This is a genomic window from Pantoea sp. ANP04 (assembly GCF_041982285.1).
GTDB classification, from domain to species: Bacteria; Pseudomonadota; Gammaproteobacteria; order Enterobacterales; family Enterobacteriaceae; genus Pantoea; species Pantoea eucalypti.
The window spans coordinates 75,654-94,665 of sequence record NZ_JAUTYS010000014.1 but is presented as its reverse complement, the minus strand read 5'-3'; the positions used below and the strand labels follow the sequence as shown (position 1 = coordinate 94,665).

General features: G+C 56.9%; 15 protein-coding genes and 1 pseudogene. 7 read left to right on the top strand and 9 right to left on the bottom strand.

What is annotated here, in order from left to right; genetic code table 11:
- Positions 1-97: 97 nt before the first annotated feature.
- Positions 98-964: a nucleoside-specific channel-forming protein Tsx gene (locus tag Q7C21_RS18095; RefSeq protein WP_033743432.1), complete on the top strand. Its 867-nt coding sequence runs from the start codon at positions 98-100 to the stop codon at positions 962-964.
- Between the two features lie 119 nt (positions 965-1,083).
- Here the strand turns inward: Q7C21_RS18095 and yjdN are convergent, their stop codons facing one another.
- The gene (gene yjdN / locus Q7C21_RS18090; RefSeq protein ID WP_003855690.1) at positions 1,084-1,521 is read right to left on the bottom strand and encodes a VOC family metalloprotein YjdN; all 438 of its coding nucleotides are present in this window, start codon (positions 1,519-1,521) and stop codon (positions 1,084-1,086) included.
- Positions 1,522-1,593: 72 nt separating this feature from the next.
- Entirely contained in the window at positions 1,594-2,490 is an 897-nt protein-coding gene (locus tag Q7C21_RS18085) for a LysR family transcriptional regulator (RefSeq protein ID WP_003855692.1), read from the bottom strand.
- Positions 2,491-2,604: 114 nt separating this feature from the next.
- Between Q7C21_RS18085 and Q7C21_RS18080 the strand changes: the two genes are divergently transcribed.
- From Q7C21_RS18080 to abgT, 3 genes are all read left to right on the top strand, one after another.
- On the top strand, positions 2,605-3,918 hold the full coding sequence (locus tag Q7C21_RS18080) for an amidohydrolase (protein ID WP_286865711.1): 1,314 nt from the start codon (positions 2,605-2,607) through the stop codon (positions 3,916-3,918).
- Complete coding sequence (locus Q7C21_RS18075) at positions 3,915-5,357, top strand: M20 family metallopeptidase (protein ID WP_375150995.1); 1,443 nt, start codon at positions 3,915-3,917, stop codon at positions 5,355-5,357. Before Q7C21_RS18080 ends, Q7C21_RS18075 begins: the two co-directional genes overlap by 4 nt.
- Positions 5,358-5,516: 159 nt before the next feature.
- A complete protein-coding gene (gene abgT / locus Q7C21_RS18070; RefSeq protein WP_008926630.1) occupies positions 5,517-7,034 on the top strand; it encodes a p-aminobenzoyl-glutamate transporter in 1,518 nt (505 codons plus the stop codon).
- Positions 7,035-7,114: 80 nt separating this feature from the next.
- Here abgT and nadS read toward each other — a convergent pair.
- Positions 7,115-7,234 (bottom strand): annotated as a pseudogene (nadS, locus tag Q7C21_RS18065) (NadS family protein); the annotation flags it as partial.
- A 380-nt stretch (positions 7,235-7,614) separates the two neighbouring features.
- Here nadS and Q7C21_RS18060 point away from each other — a divergent pair.
- Positions 7,615-9,024, top strand: a complete 1,410-nt coding sequence (locus Q7C21_RS18060; protein WP_375150994.1) for an MFS transporter — start codon at positions 7,615-7,617, stop codon at positions 9,022-9,024.
- Positions 9,025-9,069: 45 nt separating this feature from the next.
- Here Q7C21_RS18060 and Q7C21_RS18055 read toward each other — a convergent pair whose 3' ends face one another.
- The 3 genes from Q7C21_RS18055 to Q7C21_RS18045 are packed head-to-tail and all read right to left on the bottom strand — an operon-like array spanning position 9,070 to position 12,912.
- Positions 9,070-10,380: a cytochrome c gene (locus Q7C21_RS18055; RefSeq protein WP_008926628.1), complete on the bottom strand. Its 1,311-nt coding sequence runs from the start codon at positions 10,378-10,380 to the stop codon at positions 9,070-9,072.
- Between the two features lie 10 nt (positions 10,381-10,390).
- Positions 10,391-12,175 carry a GMC family oxidoreductase gene (locus Q7C21_RS18050; RefSeq protein ID WP_008926627.1) on the bottom strand — a complete coding sequence of 595 codons (1,785 nt, stop codon included), beginning with the start codon at positions 12,173-12,175 and terminating at the stop codon, positions 10,391-10,393.
- 2 nt (positions 12,176-12,177) lie between these two features.
- A complete protein-coding gene (locus Q7C21_RS18045) occupies positions 12,178-12,912 on the bottom strand; it encodes a gluconate 2-dehydrogenase subunit 3 family protein (protein ID WP_008926626.1) in 735 nt (244 codons plus the stop codon).
- 275 nt (positions 12,913-13,187) lie between these two features.
- Here Q7C21_RS18045 and sbmA point away from each other — a divergent pair, with 275 nt between their 5' ends.
- Positions 13,188-14,429 (top strand): peptide antibiotic transporter SbmA, encoded by a 1,242-nt coding sequence (sbmA, locus tag Q7C21_RS18040; protein WP_008926625.1) that lies wholly within the window; start codon positions 13,188-13,190, stop codon positions 14,427-14,429.
- A gap of 152 nt (positions 14,430-14,581) precedes the next feature.
- Here sbmA and Q7C21_RS18035 read toward each other — a convergent pair whose 3' ends face one another.
- Positions 14,582-14,791 carry a DUF1471 domain-containing protein gene (locus tag Q7C21_RS18035; RefSeq protein ID WP_003855705.1) on the bottom strand — a complete coding sequence of 70 codons (210 nt, stop codon included), beginning with the start codon at positions 14,789-14,791 and terminating at the stop codon, positions 14,582-14,584.
- Positions 14,792-15,003: 212 nt separating this feature from the next.
- Positions 15,004-16,191, bottom strand: a complete 1,188-nt coding sequence (locus Q7C21_RS18030) for an MFS transporter (protein ID WP_078804882.1) — start codon at positions 16,189-16,191, stop codon at positions 15,004-15,006.
- A 105-nt stretch (positions 16,192-16,296) separates the two neighbouring features.
- Here Q7C21_RS18030 and Q7C21_RS18025 point away from each other — a divergent pair, with 105 nt between their 5' ends.
- Positions 16,297-17,262 (top strand): cupin domain-containing protein, encoded by a 966-nt coding sequence (locus Q7C21_RS18025; RefSeq protein ID WP_375150993.1) that lies wholly within the window; start codon positions 16,297-16,299, stop codon positions 17,260-17,262.
- Here the strand turns inward: Q7C21_RS18025 and Q7C21_RS18020 are convergent.
- Positions 17,259-18,803 carry a PAS domain-containing methyl-accepting chemotaxis protein gene (locus tag Q7C21_RS18020; protein ID WP_003855708.1) on the bottom strand — a complete coding sequence of 515 codons (1,545 nt, stop codon included), beginning with the start codon at positions 18,801-18,803 and terminating at the stop codon, positions 17,259-17,261. The genes Q7C21_RS18025 and Q7C21_RS18020 overlap by 4 nt on opposite strands.
- Between the last annotated feature and the right edge of the window lie 209 nt (positions 18,804-19,012).

Genomic DNA, 19,012 nt, shown 5'->3' with positions numbered 1-19,012 from the left:
GCTGTTATTTGCTGTGAAACCCTCATTCCCATCAAGGGACCGATTTTTCTCTGACTGCGTCTGCTGTGCGGCGGTCAAAAGCATGTGGCTGATAATAATGAAATATAAAACGTTGATAGCAGGTGCCGTGCTGGCATGTTCATTGAGTGGTGCTGCGCAGGCAGCGGAAAGCGATCCGCAGTATGTCTCCGACTGGTGGCATCAGAGCGTAAACGTGGTCGGTAGTTACCACACGCGTTTCGGACCGCAGTTTAACAACGACGTTTATCTGGAATATGAAGCGTTTGCCAGGAAAGACTGGTTTGATTTCTACGGCTATCTCGACGTGCCTAACTTCTTCGGCGTGGGCAACAGCAATGCCAATGGCGTGTTCGACCACGGTTCACCGATGTTTATGGAGATTGAACCACGCTTCTCTATCGACAAGCTGACCGGCACCAGCCTGGCCTTTGGCCCGTTCAAAGAGTGGTATTTCGCCAACAACTACATTTACGACATGGGCCGTAACAGCGATAACCGCCAGAACACCTGGTACATGGGTCTGGGCACCGATATCGATACGCACAGCGATGTCGGCCTGTCGCTGAACGTCTATGCCAAATATCAGTGGGAAAACTACGGCGCGGCGAACGAAAACAGCTGGGATGGCTATCGCTTTAAGGTGAAATACTTCGTGCCAATCACCACGCTGTGGGGTGGTAACCTGGGCTATGTGGGCTTCACCAACTTCGACTGGGGTTCCGATCTCAATGAGAAAGGCGGTTCATCACGCACCAGCAACTCTATTGCCTCCAGCCACATTCTGTCCCTGGGTTACGATCACTGGCACTTCTCTGCGGTGGCGCGTTACTTCCATAACGGCGGACAGTGGGCGGATGGCCAGGAGCTGAACTTCGGCAAGGGTCCGTTTGAAGTGAAATCGACCGGCTGGGGTTACTACCTGGTGGCGGGTTATAACTTCTGATAATAGCGGGCGGTTGCAACAACCGCCCGTTTAGTCGGTGAGCTGGCCCAGGACATCACGCATCAGGGCCAGCTTTTCAGCTGCAGGCTAATCTGATAAGCACTGCATCTACTCTGCATTTAATTCTGCGGCTTCTCAACATTGATGCGCCATGGAATGTTGAATTTATCAATGAACATCGCGAATCCGTTCGACCAGAACGTCTCCTGCCATGGCGTCGTCACTTTGCCGCCTGCCGATAATTTCTCAAACCAGGCTTTGCCCTTTTCAACATCATGGGTAGAGAGGCTGACCGCGTAACCCGCATGCTCTGACGCTGGAGGCTGTTCGGTATTGCCATCGCTGAGCATCAGCTCACCGTCACCAATGCGTAATTGCGCATGCATGATCTTTTCTGGCGGCTGTGGCGCTGCGGACTCATCGCCGACCTGCTCACCCTGATCCGGCATATCACCGAATTTCATTTTAGAGAGTAACTCTCCACCGGTTGCCTGCAGGTAAAAGTCGATAGCCTCTTCACAACGGCCATAGAGAAACAGATAAGGACTAACTTGCATCGTAACCTCTATTTGTCGGTTGGATTTTTTCAGTACCTTAACAGTGTAGACGATCGACTTTACGTACTGATTTTACTGACAATAACGGCGAAAGAGTTGTGCCATATAACTGCTCATTGGGGTCAGCGTCGTGTCTTTGCGCTGAATCAGATAGAAGATCGCTTTCGGCAAAGGGTCATCGAGCGACAGTGCCACAAGCGAACGGCCCAGAATGGGATCGTCAATCACGTCGACCGACAGAATACTGATGAAATCACTTTGTGCCACCAGGCTGGTGCAGGCCATAAAGGTTTCACAGGTCACCACGATTTTAGGTGCCATGCCGCGCTCGCCAAACAGATCGTGCAGCAAGCGATAGTAACTGCCTTTCGGGGTTGGCATCGTCCAGTCTGCCTGCTGTAATTCTGCCAGAGAACGGGCTTTCTCCAGCGGATGGCCTTTGCGCACCACCACTTTGTACTCGCGTTCCATTACCCGCTCATACATCAGCTCCTGATCGAGATGGCTCTGGTCATACGTATTGATAGTGAAATCAAGCGCTCCCTGACGCAGCTCATGCACCATTGAGACCAGCTGGCCTTCAACAATGCGCACCTTCACGAGTGGGTATTCGCGATGAAACTGGTTTATCACCTGCGGCATGATGGTGCGGGCCACGCTGCCACCCACGCCAATATTCACCTGACCGCCGCCCAGCCCCAATCGCTGCTGGATATCCTCTTCGGCGACCCGCAGCTCTGCCAGTACCAGGCTGGCATGACGAAAAAAGTTATCACCGATATCGGTCAGCACGACACCCTGCTGACGGCGGATAAACAGCTTTGCCCCCAACTCGCGCTCCAGCTCCTGAATCGCTTTGGTTAACGCCGGTTGCGACAGCCCGGAAAGTCGGCTTGCCGCCCGGATACTGCCCTGTCGCGCCACGTCAGTGAAAGCGCGCAGCTGATGAAGTTTGAGATTGGCAGACATAGTTTTTCGATAACCGTTGTTTATCAGTCACAAGATATTCGCATCTTATGCCGCCCAACTCCATTGTGTAGATTCGATGCAGTGCATAAAAAATCAACAACGAGGAGAGAGCCGATGAGACCCCTTTCAGAGCACGTCTGCGCCCTGCTGCCAAAGCTGCAACAGTGGCGTCGCGACTTCCATCACTACGCCGAATCGGGCTGGCTGGAGTTCCGCACCGCGACGTTAGTCGCAGAAGAACTGCATAAGCTCGGTTATCAACTGAAGCTGGGCCGTGAAGTGATCGACGCCGATGCGCGGATGGGCTTACCTGACGAAGCCGTACTGAAGCAGCAGGAGGCGCGCGCGCTAAAGCAGGGCGCGCTACCGCAGTGGATCAGCCACTTCTCCGGCGGATTCTGCGGCATTGTGGCGACACTTGAGACCGGTCGCCCCGGTCCGGTGATGGGCTTTCGCGTCGATATGGATGCACTGGATCTCAATGAAAGCCAGGCCGACGATCATCTGCCACAGCGTGAAGGGTTCGCCTCCTGCAACGCCGGCATGATGCACGCCTGCGCCCATGACGGTCACACCACCATTGGTCTGGGCCTCGCTTCCGTGCTGATGGCGATGAAAGATGAACTCAGCGGCACAATCAAACTGATCTTCCAGCCCGCCGAAGAGGGTGTGCGTGGTGCCAAAGCGATGGTCGCGGCGGGCGTGGTCGATGACGTTGAGCGTTTCACCGCAATTCATATCGGTACCGGCGTGCCGGCAGGCGAAGTGGTATGCGGCAGCGACAGCTTCCTGGCTACTACCAAGCTGGATGTTCACTTCACCGGCGTCGGTGCTCATGCGGGCGGTCGCCCGGAAGAGGGGCGCAACGCCCTGCTGGCTGCCGCACAGGCGACGCTGGCGCTGCATGGCTTAACACAGCACAGCGGCGGCGTGGCGCGGGTTAACGTTGGCGTGCTACAGGCAGGAACCGGCCGCAATGTGGTGGCCGACTGCGCCCTGCTGAAAGTCGAAACCCGTGGCGTCACTAATCAGGTTAATGACGATATTTATCAGCAGGCGCTGCGGGTGATTGCCGGTGCAGCCGCGATGTATGGCGTTGAGCAGCAGGTTTCATTAATGGGTGCTGCACGCAGCTGTACCCCGACGCAACCGTGGGTCGATTTTATCCATCAGCAGGCAGATGCACTCGGCATATTCGACTCTGTGGTCGATCGTAAAGCGCAGGCGGCAGGTTCGGAAGATGCCACTTACATGATGGAGCGCGTAAAGCAGCGTGGCGGCCAGGCCTCTTACGTCATTTTTGGCTGTGACCTGGCGGCGGGTCACCACAATGCGAAATTCGACTTTGATGAGCGGGTCATGCCAGACGCCATCACGTTGCTGACAACACTGACGCTGAATCAGGCACAGTTCGGAGGATCACGATGATAGAAGCATTTATTGCCGGGTATATCGATCGCCATCAGCTCCGCTTCAGCACGCTCAGTGACGCCATCTGGGACACGCCGGAAACCCGTTTTGCCGAAACCCGATCCTCTGCTCTGCTGGCTGACGCGCTGGAAAAAGAAGGATTCACTGTGGAACGCGGTGTGGGTGGCATCGACACCGCCTTTATCGCCAGCGTGGGCAGCGGCAAGCCGGTGCTCGCTATCCTCGGCGAGTTCGATGCGCTGGCTGGTCTGAGCCAGCAGTCGGGCTGTGCACGGCCGCAGCCGCTGGAGGCTAACGGCAACGGACACGGCTGCGGCCACAACCTGCTCGGTACAGCAGGTGTAGCCGCGGTGTGCGCCGTAAAAGCCTGGATGGAACAGCATCACACGGGCGGCACGGTTCGCTTTTACGGTTGCCCTGGCGAAGAAGGCGGATCGGGCAAAACTTTTATGGTGCGCGAAGGGCTGTTTGACGACGTTGATGCCGCGGTAACCTGGCATCCTGAAGGCTTCAGCGGCATGTTCAATTTGCGCACGCTCGCCAATATCCAGGCGGCGTTCAGCTTTAAAGGCATCGCGGCGCACGCGGCCAACTCTCCCCACCTGGGCCGCAGCGCGCTGGATGCCGTCACGCTGATGAATACCGGTGCCAACTTTCTGCGCGAGCATATCGTGCAGGAAGCGCGTCTGCACTACGCCATCACCAATAGCGGTGGCGTTTCACCGAATGTGGTGCAGGCCGATGCAGAGGTGCTTTACCTGATTCGCGCCCCGGAACTGCCGCAGGCGCAGGCGATCTACGAACGGGTGATTAACATCGCCAGGGGCGCTGCACTGATGACCGACACCACGCTGACCGTGCGTTTTGACAAAGCCTGTTCAGACTACGTGCCTAATCGTGCACTTGAAGCGGTCATGGAGCGCTATTTGCATCAGTTTGGTTTGCCCGACTACAGCGACGAAGAGCGCGCGTTTGCGGCGGAACTGCGTGCCACTCTGACCGATGACGATCTGCGCAACGCCCGGCTCAATGCCGCCCTTACGGGTGGCGAAGCCGGTCATGCCTGGGCTGCGCAACTGGGCAATAAGCTGTTCATGGATGAGGTCGCGCCCTATGCGGTTACGCGTGAGCTGCTGTATGGCTCCACCGATGTCGGCGATGTCAGCTGGGTGACGCCGACCGCACAGTGCTTTGCGCCCTGTTTTACCTTCGGCACGCCGCTGCACACCTGGCAACTGGTGGCGCAGGGCCGCACCACTATCGGGCATAAGGGGATGTTTCTGGCAGGCAAAGTGATGGCGGCCACGGTGTTAACACTGCTAACGGATCCGCAGGCGCTGGCTGGCTGCCGGGCCGAGTTTGAACGGGTGCGCGCCGCGCAGCCTTATATCTGTCCGATCCCGGCGGGGATCACACCAACAAAACTGGCCGAATGAGCCACCGGCCGTGTCTCTGACACGGACCACTATAAAAATAGTGCAAACACATCCCTGCTTCAGCGGAGCCGACTCTGAACTCACCGTCGGTCATATACCATGACCGACGCCAGACCGGGCCTGCGCCGATAGGGGAAACACAAGACGAGAACCCATACCATGGAAGCAACATCCGAGAACCGAAGCCCCGGCAGGCTCTTCAGCTGGATCGAGCGTGTGGGCAATAAAGTGCCCAACCCGTTCTTACTGTTTGTTTATTTGATCGTGGTGCTGATGGTGGCAACCGCCATTATCAGTGCACTGGATCTGGCGGTAAAGAACCCCAGTAACGGTGAAATGGTGCGGGTGAACAACCTGCTGAGCGTCGCAGGCATTCAGTGGATCCTGCCCAATATCATCAAAAACTTCAGCAGCTTCACCCCGCTGGGATCGATTCTGGCGCTGGTGATTGGTGCCGGTCTGGCGGAAAAAGTCGGCCTGCTACAGTCACTGATGGTGAAGATGGCGTCGCGCGTCAGCCGTCGTTACGCCAGCTATATGGTGCTGTTTATCGCCTTCTTCAGCCATATTTCCTCGGATGCTGCGCTGGTGGTGATGCCGCCACTCGGTGCGCTGATCTTCCTGGCAGTGGGCCGTCATCCGGTTGCAGGCCTGCTGGCGGCCATTGCCGGCGTCGCCTCTGGCTTTACCGCCAATCTGCTGATTGTCACCACCGATGTGCTGCTCTCGGGCATCAGCACCGAAGCGGCTAAAGCCGTCAGCGATACGGTGCATGTCAGCGTCATCGACAACTGGTTCTTTATGGCGACCTCGGTGATTGTGCTGACGATAGTGGGCGCGCTGCTCACTGATAAATTCGTCGAGCCGCGCCTGCCGCAGTGGCAGGGCAACGGTGAGAAGCTGGCGGCACTGACGCCTCTGGAGAACCGCGGTTTGCGGGCCGCCGGGATCGCCGCGCTGCTGTTTATCGCCCTGATGGCGCTGCTGGTGGTGCCCGAAAATGCACCGCTACGCAATCCCACCACCGGCGCCATCATTCCTTCGCCTTTTATTCAGGGCATTGTGCCCATCATCATTCTGTTCTTCTTTGTGGTGGCGATTGCTTACGGCGTGGTGACACGGCAGATCCGCCGTCCGGATGATATCCCGCAGCTGCTGGTCGATCCGATGAAGGGCATGGCGGGCTTTATTGTGATGGTGTTTCCGCTGTCGCAGTTCGTGGCGTTCTTCAACTGGAGCAACATGGGAAAATTCATGGCAATCGGGCTGACCGATGTGCTGGAAAGCGCAGGCGTCAGCGGCGCGCCCGCCTTTCTGGGCCTGATGTTCCTGTCGGCGTTTCTCTGTATGTTTATCGCCAGCGGCTCAGCAATCTGGTCAATTCTGGCGCCGGTCTTTGTGCCGATGTTTATGCTGCTCGGCTTTCATCCCGCCTTCGCTCAGATGATTTTCCGCATCGCTGACTCCGCCGTACTGCCGCTGGCACCCATGTCGCCCTTCCTGCCGCTGTTCCTGGCCTTTTTGCAGCGTTATCAGAAAGATGCGCAGCTCGGCACCTATTACGTGCTGATTTTCCCCTATCCGCTGGTGTTCTTTATCAGCTGGATAGCGCTGCTGATGGTGTGGTATCTGCTGGGTCTGCCAATTGGGCCGGGTGTCTGGCCGAAACTGCCTTAAGTCTCAGTGCCACCGATGCAGGCATTATCGGTGGCGCTTTCTCTCTTTTCCGGCTGGGGGATATCGGGGCATGGGTTGAGTGCCCGAATAGCCTTCACATCGGCCACCGTATAGCGCGTAACACGACCAGGCACCCGGACGCCGTTTTTGATCTCAACAGCTTCTTCCAGCGATGCTTTCAGCTCGTCAAAAAAACTCACGTTAACCTCATCTTTCCGTAATTGGGTCTGCTTCTTCAGCTCAGCTTTTTCCGCGTCCGTGAAGAAAGTGTCACAAAGCGGGACTATGCTAGCGCAAGGACGCCATTTGCATCCATGCGGACCTGCCCTCACGTGACCGGGCTGAGAGACAGCCCGGAATTTGCGGCATGCAGATCCTGCTCCAGTCGTCGCTGCCGGAGTACGTGCGCCACAGATGGCAAAACCTGCAACGTACATTGCTAAATCGTCAGCAACGCCCCGCTCGGCAACGGCGGATGAATTGATTATTCTGCTATTTCTTCGCTTGCTAACGGTTAACTCTGTTAATCCTTATCTGACCGGCTGCGAGTCGTCTCACACTGCCTGAGGTTCATGCTGAAATGACCACTACCTCCACCAGCCTGCCGCCACTGCACGCTTCACCGGCGGCCCGCAACAGCTTAGCCGCACGGGTTGATGCGCTGCCCTCCTCCACGGGTTTGTGGCGCTTTATTACGCTGCTGGCGCTGGGCGGTTTTTTTGAGCTTTATGACCTGTTTGAAACCGGCTATATCAGCACCGGCCTGCTATCCGCAGGCGTCTTTCACACCGGCGCGGCAGGCGTGCTGGGCTTCTCCGATCAGGCGGCATTCGCCTCGGCCACTTTTCTCGGCCTGTTTTTCGGTGCCAGCCTGCTGGCGCCCTACGCTGACCGCTTTGGTCGCCGTCTGACCTTTATGTGTGCGCTGCTGTGGTATGGGCTGTTTTCACTGCTGATGGCGTTCCAGCAAAGTGCGGAGATGATTATTCTGTTCCGCTTCCTGGTGGGGATCGGGCTGGGCGTCGAGCTGGTGACCATTGACACCTATCTGTCGGAATGGGTGCCGACCAATCTGCGCAGCCGCGCCTTTGCCTTCTCTTTTTTCGTGCAGTTTTTGTCGGTACCCGCCGTGGCGCTGATGTCCTGGTGGCTGATTCCGCTAACGCTGCTCAGTCTTGAAGGCTGGCGCTGGGTGGTGATCGCAGGCGCGGTCTGTTCACTGGTGATCTGGCTGGTGCGCAGAAATCTGCCGGAGTCGGCACGCTGGCTGGCGCAGCAGGGCCGTCATCAGGAGGCGCATCAGGTATTGTCCACGATGGAGCAGCGCTGTGGTATCCCGGCTGGCCCCGCTGTTCAGCCCGATGACGCCCCAGGGCAGCTGCCAAAACGAGGGCGTTTCAGCGAGATATGGTCACCCGCTTACCGCAAGCGCACCCTGATGCTGGTGGTGATGAACTTTTTCCAGGCGATCGGCTTTTTCGGCTTTGGTAACTGGCTGCCTGCGCTGCTGTCAGGCAACGGTGCCACGGTGACGCACAGTTTGCTTTATGCCTTCTTCATCACGCTGGCCTATCCGCTCGGTTCGCTGATCTGCAGCCGCTACGCTGACAAGCTGGAGAATAAGTGGCAGATCGTCCTGTCGTCGCTGATGACGGTGGTGTTCGGCACGCTGTTCGCCTTCCAGACGCAGCCAGTGTTGCTGATTCTCTGCGGCTTCCTGATCACCTGGTCCAACGCCTGGCTGACCTTCAGCTTCCACGCCTATCAGACCGAGATCTTCCCGACCCATATCCGCGCGCGGGCAGTCGGCTTCTGCTACTCCTTCAGTCGCCTTTCTACGGTCTTCAGCAGTATTCTGATTGGGGTGATATTGCAGTATGCCGGCACGCCAGGCGTAATCACCTTTATCGTGCTGAGCATGGTGATGGTGATGCTGTCGGTAGGGATTTACGGGCCGAAAACACGCGGAATCGATCTGGAGAATATTTAAAAAAAAGGCCGTCATCCTGTTGATGACGGCCTCTGTTACTGTCGGTTATTTACCTTCCAGTACGCTGATATCCGCACTGCCCAGCCGATCTTTCTCATCTTTACGCAGCTCAGCGACCTGTTTCGCGCTGACCTGTTTCGACGCCGTGTTGCCCCAGCTGTTGCGCACGAAGTTCACCACGTCCGCCACCTGCTGATCGTTCAGACGCCAGCCAAATGCTGGCATAGTAATGGTCGACGGCGCGCCATTCACGCCAGGCAACTGCCCGCCCACCAGCACGATATGGATCAGGGAGGTGGGATCGTCCGCCAGAACGACCGGATTACCGCGCAGCGCTGGATAGAAGCGTTTATAGCCACTGCCATCGGTTTTATGACATGCCGCGCAGCTGTCAACGTAGGTTGCAGCACCCGTCTGGCTGTCATCACCACGCCACAGCGCTTTTGCCGTGGCATCATCCACGCTGAACGCTGCCTGATGGGGATCTTTCGCACCCAGTGACTTCAGATAGCGCGCAATTGCCGTGATATCAGACTCGCTCAGGTGCTGCAGACTGTGTTCCACCACATCGGTCATGCCACCGAACGCGGCAGTCTGGTCGTTGCGGCCATAACGCAGGAACTGACGCAGATCGTCTTCGCTCCAGCGCCCCAGCCCATCGCGGTTATCGCCGCGCAGGTTGCTGGCGGTCCAGCCATCAATAGGAGCACTGCTGCCCGCCAGATAGTCGCTGCCCTCTTCGTTAGTCAGCGCCTTCTCCTGCATGGTGATGCTACGCGGTGTATGACAGGCCCCGCAGTGGCCCAGTCCTTCAACCAGATAGCGACCGCGTGCCAGCACCGGATCTTCCTCTGCTGCAGGCTGGAATGCTTTCACGTCGGGCGCAAAAATCCCGCGCCAGACCGCCAGCGGCCAGCGCATCGATAGCGGCCAGGGAATGTCGCTCTCCCGATTTGGCTGCTTAACCGCCGCAACGCCATGCATGAAGTAAGCGTAAAGCGCCTTCATGTCTTCATCGCTGACCACGGCGTAGGAGGGATAGGGCATCGCCGGATAGAGCGTATCGCCGTTTTTCGCTACGCCGTGACGCACCGCTTTCTGGAAGTCGTCGTAGCTGTATTCACCAATGCCGGTGTCGCGATCGGGCGTAATGTTGGTGGAGTAGATGGTACCAATGGGTGTCGCCATCGGCAGACCACCGGCAAACGCCGCGCCGCCTTTGCTGGTGTGGCAGGCAACACAGTCCCCGGCACGCGCCAGATACTCACCCCGTTTAACCAGATCGTCCTGGTTGCTCTCCGCCAGTGCGGCAAACGTCAGGGAGCCAAGAACCAGAGCCAGAATGCTATTTTTCATCGCCATATCCTTATGCCTGCACCAGTGGGCCGGGGTTTTTCAGGTAGTGTTCGCGAATAGCTTTGGCTGACCAGTAAGTCAGCGCCGCCACCATGCCGGTCGGGTTGTAACCCAGTCCCTGCGGGAAGGCGGATGCGCCTGGAACAAAGACATTCGGCACATCCCAGCTTTGCAGATAACGGTTAACCGCACTGGTTTTGGGATCGTCGCCCATGATCGCCCCGCCGCTGATATGGGTGGTCTGATACACCGTGGAGTCAAAATGGGTGCCCGGCTTTTTCGCGCCGCCGATGATCATCTTTGGATTCATCGCTTCAGCAATATTGCGCATCTTATCGACCATAAACTGCGCCATTTTGATGTCGTTATCCTGCCAGTCAAAGGTCATGCGCAGCAGCGGCTGCCCATAGGCATCCTTGTAGTTAGGATCGAGATCGAGGTAATTGGCGCGATAGGACTGGTGAGCGCCATGCGCATCCATCGACAGGTGATGCGTGTAGGTGTCCGCTACCGCCGCTTTCCATTTGCTGCCCCAGTTAGGCGTACCCGCAGGCACTGGCAGGCCAGAGATCGGTTTGGTGCCCGCCTGGTTGACCCAGAATGGCGAACCGCCGACAAAGCCCAGTGGCCCATGGTCGAAGTTATCCGCGTTGAAATCATCCACCGCGACGCCTGCACCACCCGCACCGATAAACGGATTGGTGGTGGTGTTTTTATCAAACAGCGCCTTGAGCGTAGAGAGGTTCTGATAGGCGAAGTTACGGCCCACAGTGCCTTCGTTGGTCATCGGATTGTACGGTTTGCCGATGCCCGACAGCAGCATCAGATGCACATTGTGGAACTGGAAGGCGGAAAGGATGACCAGATCTGCGGGCTGAACCTGCTCACGGCCCTGTCCATCCACATAGGTCACGCCGGTGGCACGCGTTTTGTCATCGCTGAGATTGACCCGCAGTACATAGGAGTTGTTGCGCAGCTCAAACTTCGGCTCCTGACGCAGCGCGGGCAGGATATTGACGTTCGGCGACGCTTTGGAATACATGTAGCAGGCGTAGCCGCTGCAGTAACCGCAGAAGTTGCACGGCCCCATCTGCGCGCCATAGGTATTGGTGTACGGACCTGACGTATTGGCGGAGGGCAGATCATAAGGATGATAACCCACTGACTCTGCCGCCTGAGCAAACAACTGCGCCGAGTAAGTACGCTTCTGCGCGGGCAGCGGGAAGTTATCTGAGCGGTCGGGCGCAAACGGGTTACCACCTTTATCTTTGCCGACCACTTTACCTTTGATACTCCAGGCGCTGCCTGAGGTGCCAAAGACTTTTTCCGCCTTGTCGAAGAACGGCTCCAGTTCATCGTAGCTGACGCCAAAATCCTGAATCGTCATGCCTTCCGGAATGAAGTTTTTACCGTAGCGCTCTTCGTAATGGCTGCGCATCCGCAGCTCAACGGGATCAACACGGAAATGGACGCCTGACCAGTGCAGGCCTGCGCCACCGGTCCCGGTGCCGGGCAAAAATGCCGCCAGCTGGCGATAAGGTACCGCCGTCTGAGAAGCGTCATGACGAATCGTCACGGTGCTTTTGGAGAGGTCCTGGAAGAGCTTTTTGCGGACGTTATAGGTCAGCTCATCAATGGACTGCGGATAGGATCCATCGGGATAGGTATCACGATGCGGCCCGCGCTCCAGCGCCAGTACGTTAAGGCCCGCTTCAGTCAGCTCTTTCGCCATAATCGCGCCTGCCCAGCCGAAGCCAACAATGACCGCATCCACTTTTTTCATTTCGTTTGCCATGCTTAGCTTCTCTCTCCGCGAATCGACACTGATGGGAACGGATACCGTTCGCCGCGCTCTACCCAGTCCATAAAGTCGGCGCGAGCGCCAGGGAAGTTGATCAGCTTCCAGCCGACCATGCCCTGATTCCCACCGTGGATAGGATCGCTAAAGAAGCCTTCACGGGTGTTCTGCAGCAGGAAGCTGAAGAAGACTTTTGCCGGCAGCTGGCTGAATTCCGCGCTGCCACTCTCCATCGCCTGCAATAAGGCATCCTGCTGCTCACCGCTGAGCTGAGCAAAGACCTTGCCGTGCTGCTTTTTGCTGTAATTATCCGCATCGGCCAGACCAAGACGGTAAATCTGCTGTGGCACCAGCGGCAGCTGATAGCCCAGCTCTTTCGGCAGGTCGGGATTAAACGGACCCTGCATATACCAGTTCGATCCCGTGGCATACGGCGTATTCATTTGACGATCGATAAATTCCGGCACGCCCGCTTCCAGCGCACCCGGTCCGCGTTCATCGCTGGGAATCAGGCGTGCCACGGCGGCGGTAATAAAGGCAAACTCTTCGGCGGTAAACCAGTTCGGCTGGTAATCACGTGCCTGCTGCGGTGCGGCCGGGGTTTCAGCCGCCTGCGCGGCCAGCGGAAGGGAGAGCGCGCCCATTGCGGTGGAGCCTACCGCCATCGCAGGCGCCAGGGTAATTGTCTTCAGCAAAAAATCCCTGCGTGAATGACCCTTTTTTTGTTCTGACATGACATTGCCTCATTCCCGCACTCACTGGCGGTATGAAAAAGTGGTGGTTGCGTTGTAATGGTTTTTATCAGCAGATACAGGCGTGGCGCCTGCTTGTTACCGGTAACAAACCTGCATATTGTATCACTGCCATTCACAAAGATTTAGTTCAAAGAAACAAAATCGCACAATTTCATTAACATCTATCTTCTTCCTGTCATGAGCAGAAACAACAGACTACAGACAGCGACACGTCAAAAACGTTATAACAAGCAATACACAACAGCGGAGTACCTATGTTTAAGTCTTTTTTTCCGCGGCCAGCGCTGTTTTTCAGCTCTGCGGCTGTCTGGAGCTTATTAGCAATTTTTGCCTGGTTCGGCTTTGCCGCCCATCTGCCAGGCATCTGGCCCACTTTTGAAACCGCAATGAAGCAGCCCCTCCCAACGACGGCGGCGCGTTTTATTGCCGCAAGTCAGCTCTGGTTTTATCTCTATTACTGGATAATGGTAGCTATTTTTGCCGGGGCCTGGCGGCTTATTGATCCGCATCCATGGCGGCGCTGGTCTGTGTGGGGTTCTGCGCTGATCATCTTTGTCACCTGGTTTGGCGTGCAGGTAGGTGTCGCCATTAATGCCTGGTATGGCCCGTTCTACGATCTGATTCAGAAAGCGCTGACCAAAGCGGGATCGGTGCAGATTGCAGAGTTTTACCATGAGGTTATCTCTTTTCTCGGCATCGCATTAATCGCGGTGGTGATTGGCGTACTCAACTCCTTCTTTATCAGCCACTGGGTTTTCCGCTGGCGTACGGCCATGAATAACTACTACATGCACAACTGGCAGCGCCTGCGTCATGTCGAAGGTGCTGCACAGCGTGTGCAGGAAGACACCATGCGGTTTGCAACCACGCTGGAAAACTGGGGGGTGAGTTTTATTCAGGCGATTATGACGCTGGTCGCGTTTTTGCCGGTGCTGGTCGCGCTGTCACATCATGTGAAAGATATTCCGATCCTCGGCAATATTCCTTACGCGCTGGTGATAGCCGCTGTGCTCTGGTCCGTATTCGGCACCGGGTTGCTGGCGCTGGTTGGGATTAAGCTGCCGGGGCTGGAGTTCCGCAATCAGCGGGTTGAAGCCGCCTACCGTAAAGAGCTGGTTTACGGCGAAGACAATGCCGATCGCGCCGGGCCACAAACGGTGCAGGAGTTGTTCAGTCGGGTACGGGTTAACTACTTCCGACTCTATTTCCATTATCTCTATTTCAATATCACCCGCATTCTCTATCTGCAGGTCGATAATGTGTTTGGTCTTTTCCTGCTGTTCCCGTCGATTGTCGCGGGCACGATTACGCTGGGCTTACTCAACCAGATCACCAACGTGTTTGATCAGGTCCGCGGCTCGTTCCAGTATCTGATCGCCTCCTGGTCAACGCTGATCGAACTGATGTCGATCTACAAGCGTCTGCGCAGCTTTGAGCAGATTCTGGATGATGTGCCGCACGATGAGATGATGCGCGAGGCATCGGAAGACGTGTAACGGGTGAGGATTGCCGTTTTTTGACATAAAAAAGCCACTCGTCAGAGTGGCTTTTTCGTTTGCAAAATCTGGAAGTAAAATCTTTTATTTCAGCAGAAACGCCGCCAGGACGCCCGAAGGCGTCCTGTCAACATCAGAGGGTAAATTGCAGCTTATTTCAGCAGCTCAGCAGTCATGTGAACGCCGTTGTTGGTGTAGGCTTCAGTGATTTTATATGAAGCACCAGCATCCTGAGCCTGCGCAGCGATTTTCGCTTCAGCACCGTCCAGCGTAGAGTCGACAGCGGTCACAGATTGGGCGAAGCTGGCGAATGGCAGAACAGAAAGGGCGATAACAGCTGCAAAAGTTTTGATAGATTTCATGGTCAATTCCTCGGTTAATTTTTATCAGGTAAGGCGTGCTGCCTTGTTGATAGATATATTAGCCCTGAAGTTGATCAGTAAAAAGCGGAGGGTTTTGCTTAACTCATTCAATAAAACTGATGATAAAAAGCACATTTCGCACAGTTATCACTCAAAAGGTTAATAATCCAGATTCAATAAAAAAGGCAGCATAACGCGCTGCCTTCAGAGAATTATCCGTGATGCCTTACCCGGCTGAAGATAGTTAGCGCAGCCAGCAGCATCAGTACGCCGCTGGCAACAAACACACCGCCTGCGCCGCGCAGGTCAAACATCCAGCCGCCTGCCGCCGCACCAACGGTAATCGCCAGCTGGATAGTGGCAACCAGTAAACCGCCGCCCGATTCCGCATCATCCGGCACCGCGCGTGAAATCCACGTAGACCAGCCGGTTGGCATCGAACCAAACGCCATCCCCCAGATCGCCACGCCCGCGCCGACCAGCCAGCTGACATCACCAAAGCTCACCAGCAGCAGCGCGGTGATACTCATTAACAGCGCCATGCCACTCAGCGTCAGCGACACACTGCGGGTGACCAGATAACCGGCCAGCGAGGTGCCAAAGAAGTTCGCTACGCCAAAGGCCAGCAGCGCCAGCGACAGCTGATTGAGGTTGAGCTGCGCGACACCTTCCAGGAACGGACGCAGATAAGTAAAGAAGGCGAAGTGGCCGGTAAACATCATGATCACGGCCAGCATGCCCCACCGCATCACACCGATACGCAGCAGTGCCAGCACCCCGCCGTTGCGGGCTTTGCTCTCTGCCGGCATGGCGGGCAGCGTAAAGAATTGCCACAGCAGCGCCACCGCGCCCAGCCCGGCGGTCAGCATAAAGATGTTGCGCCAGCCGACCAGTCCACCGAGATAGCTGCCAAGCGGCGTAGCGATAATTGTCGCCAGCGAGATACCACTAAACACAATAGAGAGTGCACGTGGCACCTGATCGCTGGGCACCAGACGCATAGTGATAGCGGTTGAAAGTGTCCAGAAGCCACCAATGGCCATACCCAGCAGCACCCGCGCCAGCAGGATTACCGTCAGGTCAGCCGCAAAGGCCACCATCAGCGCAGAGGCGATCAGCAACAGTGAAAAAACCAGCATCACAATACGGCGGTCAATTCGCCGCGTGACGCTGCCGGTCACCAGGCTGGTAAACAGCGCGACCAGTGCAGTAATAGTGACGGTCTGTCCCGCCTGCCCTTCGGATACACCGAGACTGTGCGCCATAGGCGTTAACAGACTCACAGGTAAAAATTCGGCGGTGATGAGGCTGAACACCCCAAATGCCATGGCAAATACCGCACCCCACGCGGGACGGGTCGGCGAGGAAACCTCATCAGCCACTTCGGTTGTCAGACTCATGCTGCTTCTCCGGAAGATAAAAAAAGTGAGTGTGAGCATAGAGCGTCGCATCAGGACGATCTATGATGCTTACACCTTCATTTTTGATAATTCGTCTGGAATCACATGAGCCACTATGGAGATCTGACCAGTGAACTGCTGATGGGGATGCGCCTGTATGGCGTATACTACCAGCGCATCGCGGTAAGCGCGCCATTCGGGTTGCGCTACGAGCACGCGCCGGGCCGGGCGCAGTTCCACTTTGTCGGGCGTGGCTCTCTGCTGGTGCGCAGCGCCTCCGGCGAGGTGTTTCAGCTCAACAGCGGCGATGCGCTGCTGGTGCCACACGGTAAACCGCACAGCCTGATCTCCAGTGAGGAGGCGGACTGCCAGTGCATTAAAAACATGGCGAGCAAGCCGCTCTGCGACAGCGTCTGCGCCATCGCCGCCCCGGAAGATGCCGGTGAGGACGAGCACAGCGTACTGCTGTTCAGCGCCTGCATGGCGTTTGAGCTTGGCGGCATGCAGCCGCTGATCAATACCATGCCGGATGTGATGCTGGTGAGCACTCTGCTGTCGCAGTATCCGGAGATTCAGCCGATCCTGGCCGCAATGGAGCGGGAGTCACGCACGCGTCAGGCGGGGTTTGCCGGCATTCTGTCGCGTCTGGCGGATGTCGTTGCCGCGCTGATTGTGCGCGGCTGGGTAGAAAACGGCTGCGGCCAGAGTAGCGGGCTGGTGCAGGCAATGCGCGACCCGCGTCTGAGTCAGGCGATTGCCGCGATGCATCGGGAGCCGGGCGAAAACTGGACGGTAGCGCGACTGGCCAGCGTGGCAGGCTGTTCGCGCTCGGTGTTTGCCGGACGTTTTCTCAATGCCACCGGTATGACGCCGCTGCGTTATCTTACGGAGTTGCGGATGCGGCTGGCGGTGCAGCGGATTGTGAACAATGGGGAAGCGGTGGAAGCCGTGGCCTATCATCTCGGCTACGGCTCGATTGCGGCGTTCAGTCGCGCGTTTAAGCGGATCGTTGGTCAGTCGCCTGGCGCGCTGCGTGCCGGACGCGAAAGCACGCAGGCGCTGGCTTCTTAGCGAAAGACGCTGATCGCTTCCACCAGACGGTTAGCCTGATGGGTCATGCGACCAGACGCCTCGGCGCTTTCTGTCACGCGGGCAGCGTTCTGATGGGTGATATCATCGAGATCTTCTACTGCTGAGCTGACCTCGCTGAGCGCCGTCGCCTGTTCCGCCGTAGCGGCACTGATCTGGGCGATTAGCGCAGTGACATTCTGCACCTGCGACACGATATCCTGCATCGTCCGGCCCGCCGCGCTGGCATGCTCATTGCCCGATTTGACCCGGCTGCTGCTGGTTTCAACCAGCATTTTAATCTCGCTGGCAGCTTTAGCGCTGCGTTGCGCCAGGCTGCGAACTTCACCCGCGACCACTGCAAAGCCTTTACCCTGCTCACCTGCCCGCGCCGCTTCCACCGCAGCATTCAACGCCAGAATATTAGTCTGGAAGGCAATGCCGTCGATCACGCTGGTTATATTGGCGATACGCGTTGAGCTGTCGGCAATTTCGCCCATCATGCCCATCATATCCGTCATCACATCGCCGCCTTTGCTGGCGGCGTGACTGGTGCTGGCTGAGAGGCTATTCGCCTCATGTGCAGTTTCGGTGTTGCTCTTCACCGTCGCGGTCATTTCGTTCATGGTCGCCGCGGTTTGCTGCACGTTAGCCGCAGCCTGTTCAGTACGGCGACTCAGTTCGTTGTTACTGCGGGCGATGGCATCACTGGCACTCAGCACATTGATCGCCTGGCCGCTGACATCATCCACCAGCCAGCGGAACATCAATCCGAGCTGGCCAATGGCGCGGAGTGTGACGCCAACCTCATCCACACGATCCATCTGTTCAACCTGATGGCTGGCACCGGTCGCTACGCGGAGCGCCTGTTTGCACATCCGCTCAATAGGACGTGAAATCTGCTGCTCCAGCCACACACTGCAGAGCAGAAGCAGCGCAGCCATTCCCGCAGCAAAGCCTGCCAGTGCAGTGTGGGTCATGCCCAGTGCCCAGACGCCCGCCACCGAGAGAGGCAATAACGCCATCAGCGTGCTGCGAATCCGCCAGCGCAGGGGCAGCGTCTTCAGGATTGAGGCGGGACGACGCCAGCCGCTGCGCACCAGCAGGCCTTTGTGAAAACGTCGCCCTCTGGCGCGGCCTTCACGAAAATCCTGATAGAGCACTTCTGTCTGACGCACCTCTTCAGCCGTAGGTTTGGTGCGCACGGACATATAACCCTGCACTTTACCGTCGCGTACGACCGGAATGGCATTGGCACGCACCCAGTAGTGGTCGCCGTTTTTCCGGCGGTTTTTGACCAGCGCAGTCCAGGGTTCGCCCTGCTTCAGCGTCGCCCACATATCGGCAAAGGCTTCTGGCGGCATATCGGGGTGACGCACCATGTTATGCGGCTGCCCGTTGATCTCGTCAGCAGTGAATCCGCTTGCTTCGATAAACGCGTCGTTGGCGTAGGTAATGTGGCTGTTGAGATCGGTGGTCGACATCAGTGTCGCATGATCATCGAACAGATATTCACGCTGAGAGACAGGCTGGTTGTTACGCATCAAAAGTCCTTGGAGACCCGACGTCCTGCACGCAACAGTCTGAGGCGCAGCGTGAAAACGGCGGGCTGAGAAATAACGATTACCCTTTTTTATATTTTCGGCATGCCCGCGCCGACTCTTTAGTAATACGCTTTAATTTCTGCCGCGAAAAAAGCCACTTTGCAGCGGCTTTCACACTTTTGATCTGTTTTTATCCGTTAGCCAGACTG

What these genes read in the sequence shown, in the direction of transcription:
- Q7C21_RS18095 (WP_033743432.1), top strand. Translation starts at nt 98, where the DNA reads ATGAAATATAAAACGTTGATAGCAGGTGCCGTGCTGGCATGTTCATTG.
- yjdN (WP_003855690.1), bottom strand. Translation starts at nt 1,521, where the DNA reads ATGCAAGTTAGTCCTTATCTGTTTCTCTATGGCCGTTGTGAAGAGGCT.
- Q7C21_RS18085 (WP_003855692.1), bottom strand. Translation starts at nt 2,490, where the DNA reads ATGTCTGCCAATCTCAAACTTCATCAGCTGCGCGCTTTCACTGACGTG.
- Q7C21_RS18080 (WP_286865711.1), top strand. Translation starts at nt 2,605, where the DNA reads ATGAGACCCCTTTCAGAGCACGTCTGCGCCCTGCTGCCAAAGCTGCAA.
- Q7C21_RS18075 (WP_375150995.1), top strand. Translation starts at nt 3,915, where the DNA reads ATGATAGAAGCATTTATTGCCGGGTATATCGATCGCCATCAGCTCCGC.
- abgT (WP_008926630.1), top strand. Translation starts at nt 5,517, where the DNA reads ATGGAAGCAACATCCGAGAACCGAAGCCCCGGCAGGCTCTTCAGCTGG.
- Q7C21_RS18060 (WP_375150994.1), top strand. Translation starts at nt 7,615, where the DNA reads ATGACCACTACCTCCACCAGCCTGCCGCCACTGCACGCTTCACCGGCG.
- Q7C21_RS18055 (WP_008926628.1), bottom strand. Translation starts at nt 10,380, where the DNA reads ATGAAAAATAGCATTCTGGCTCTGGTTCTTGGCTCCCTGACGTTTGCC.
- Q7C21_RS18050 (WP_008926627.1), bottom strand. Translation starts at nt 12,175, where the DNA reads ATGGCAAACGAAATGAAAAAAGTGGATGCGGTCATTGTTGGCTTCGGC.
- Q7C21_RS18045 (WP_008926626.1), bottom strand. Translation starts at nt 12,912, where the DNA reads ATGTCAGAACAAAAAAAGGGTCATTCACGCAGGGATTTTTTGCTGAAG.
- sbmA (WP_008926625.1), top strand. Translation starts at nt 13,188, where the DNA reads ATGTTTAAGTCTTTTTTTCCGCGGCCAGCGCTGTTTTTCAGCTCTGCG.
- Q7C21_RS18035 (WP_003855705.1), bottom strand. Translation starts at nt 14,791, where the DNA reads ATGAAATCTATCAAAACTTTTGCAGCTGTTATCGCCCTTTCTGTTCTG.
- Q7C21_RS18030 (WP_078804882.1), bottom strand. Translation starts at nt 16,191, where the DNA reads ATGAGTCTGACAACCGAAGTGGCTGATGAGGTTTCCTCGCCGACCCGT.
- Q7C21_RS18025 (WP_375150993.1), top strand. Translation starts at nt 16,297, where the DNA reads ATGAGCCACTATGGAGATCTGACCAGTGAACTGCTGATGGGGATGCGC.
- Q7C21_RS18020 (WP_003855708.1), bottom strand. Translation starts at nt 18,803, where the DNA reads ATGCGTAACAACCAGCCTGTCTCTCAGCGTGAATATCTGTTCGATGAT.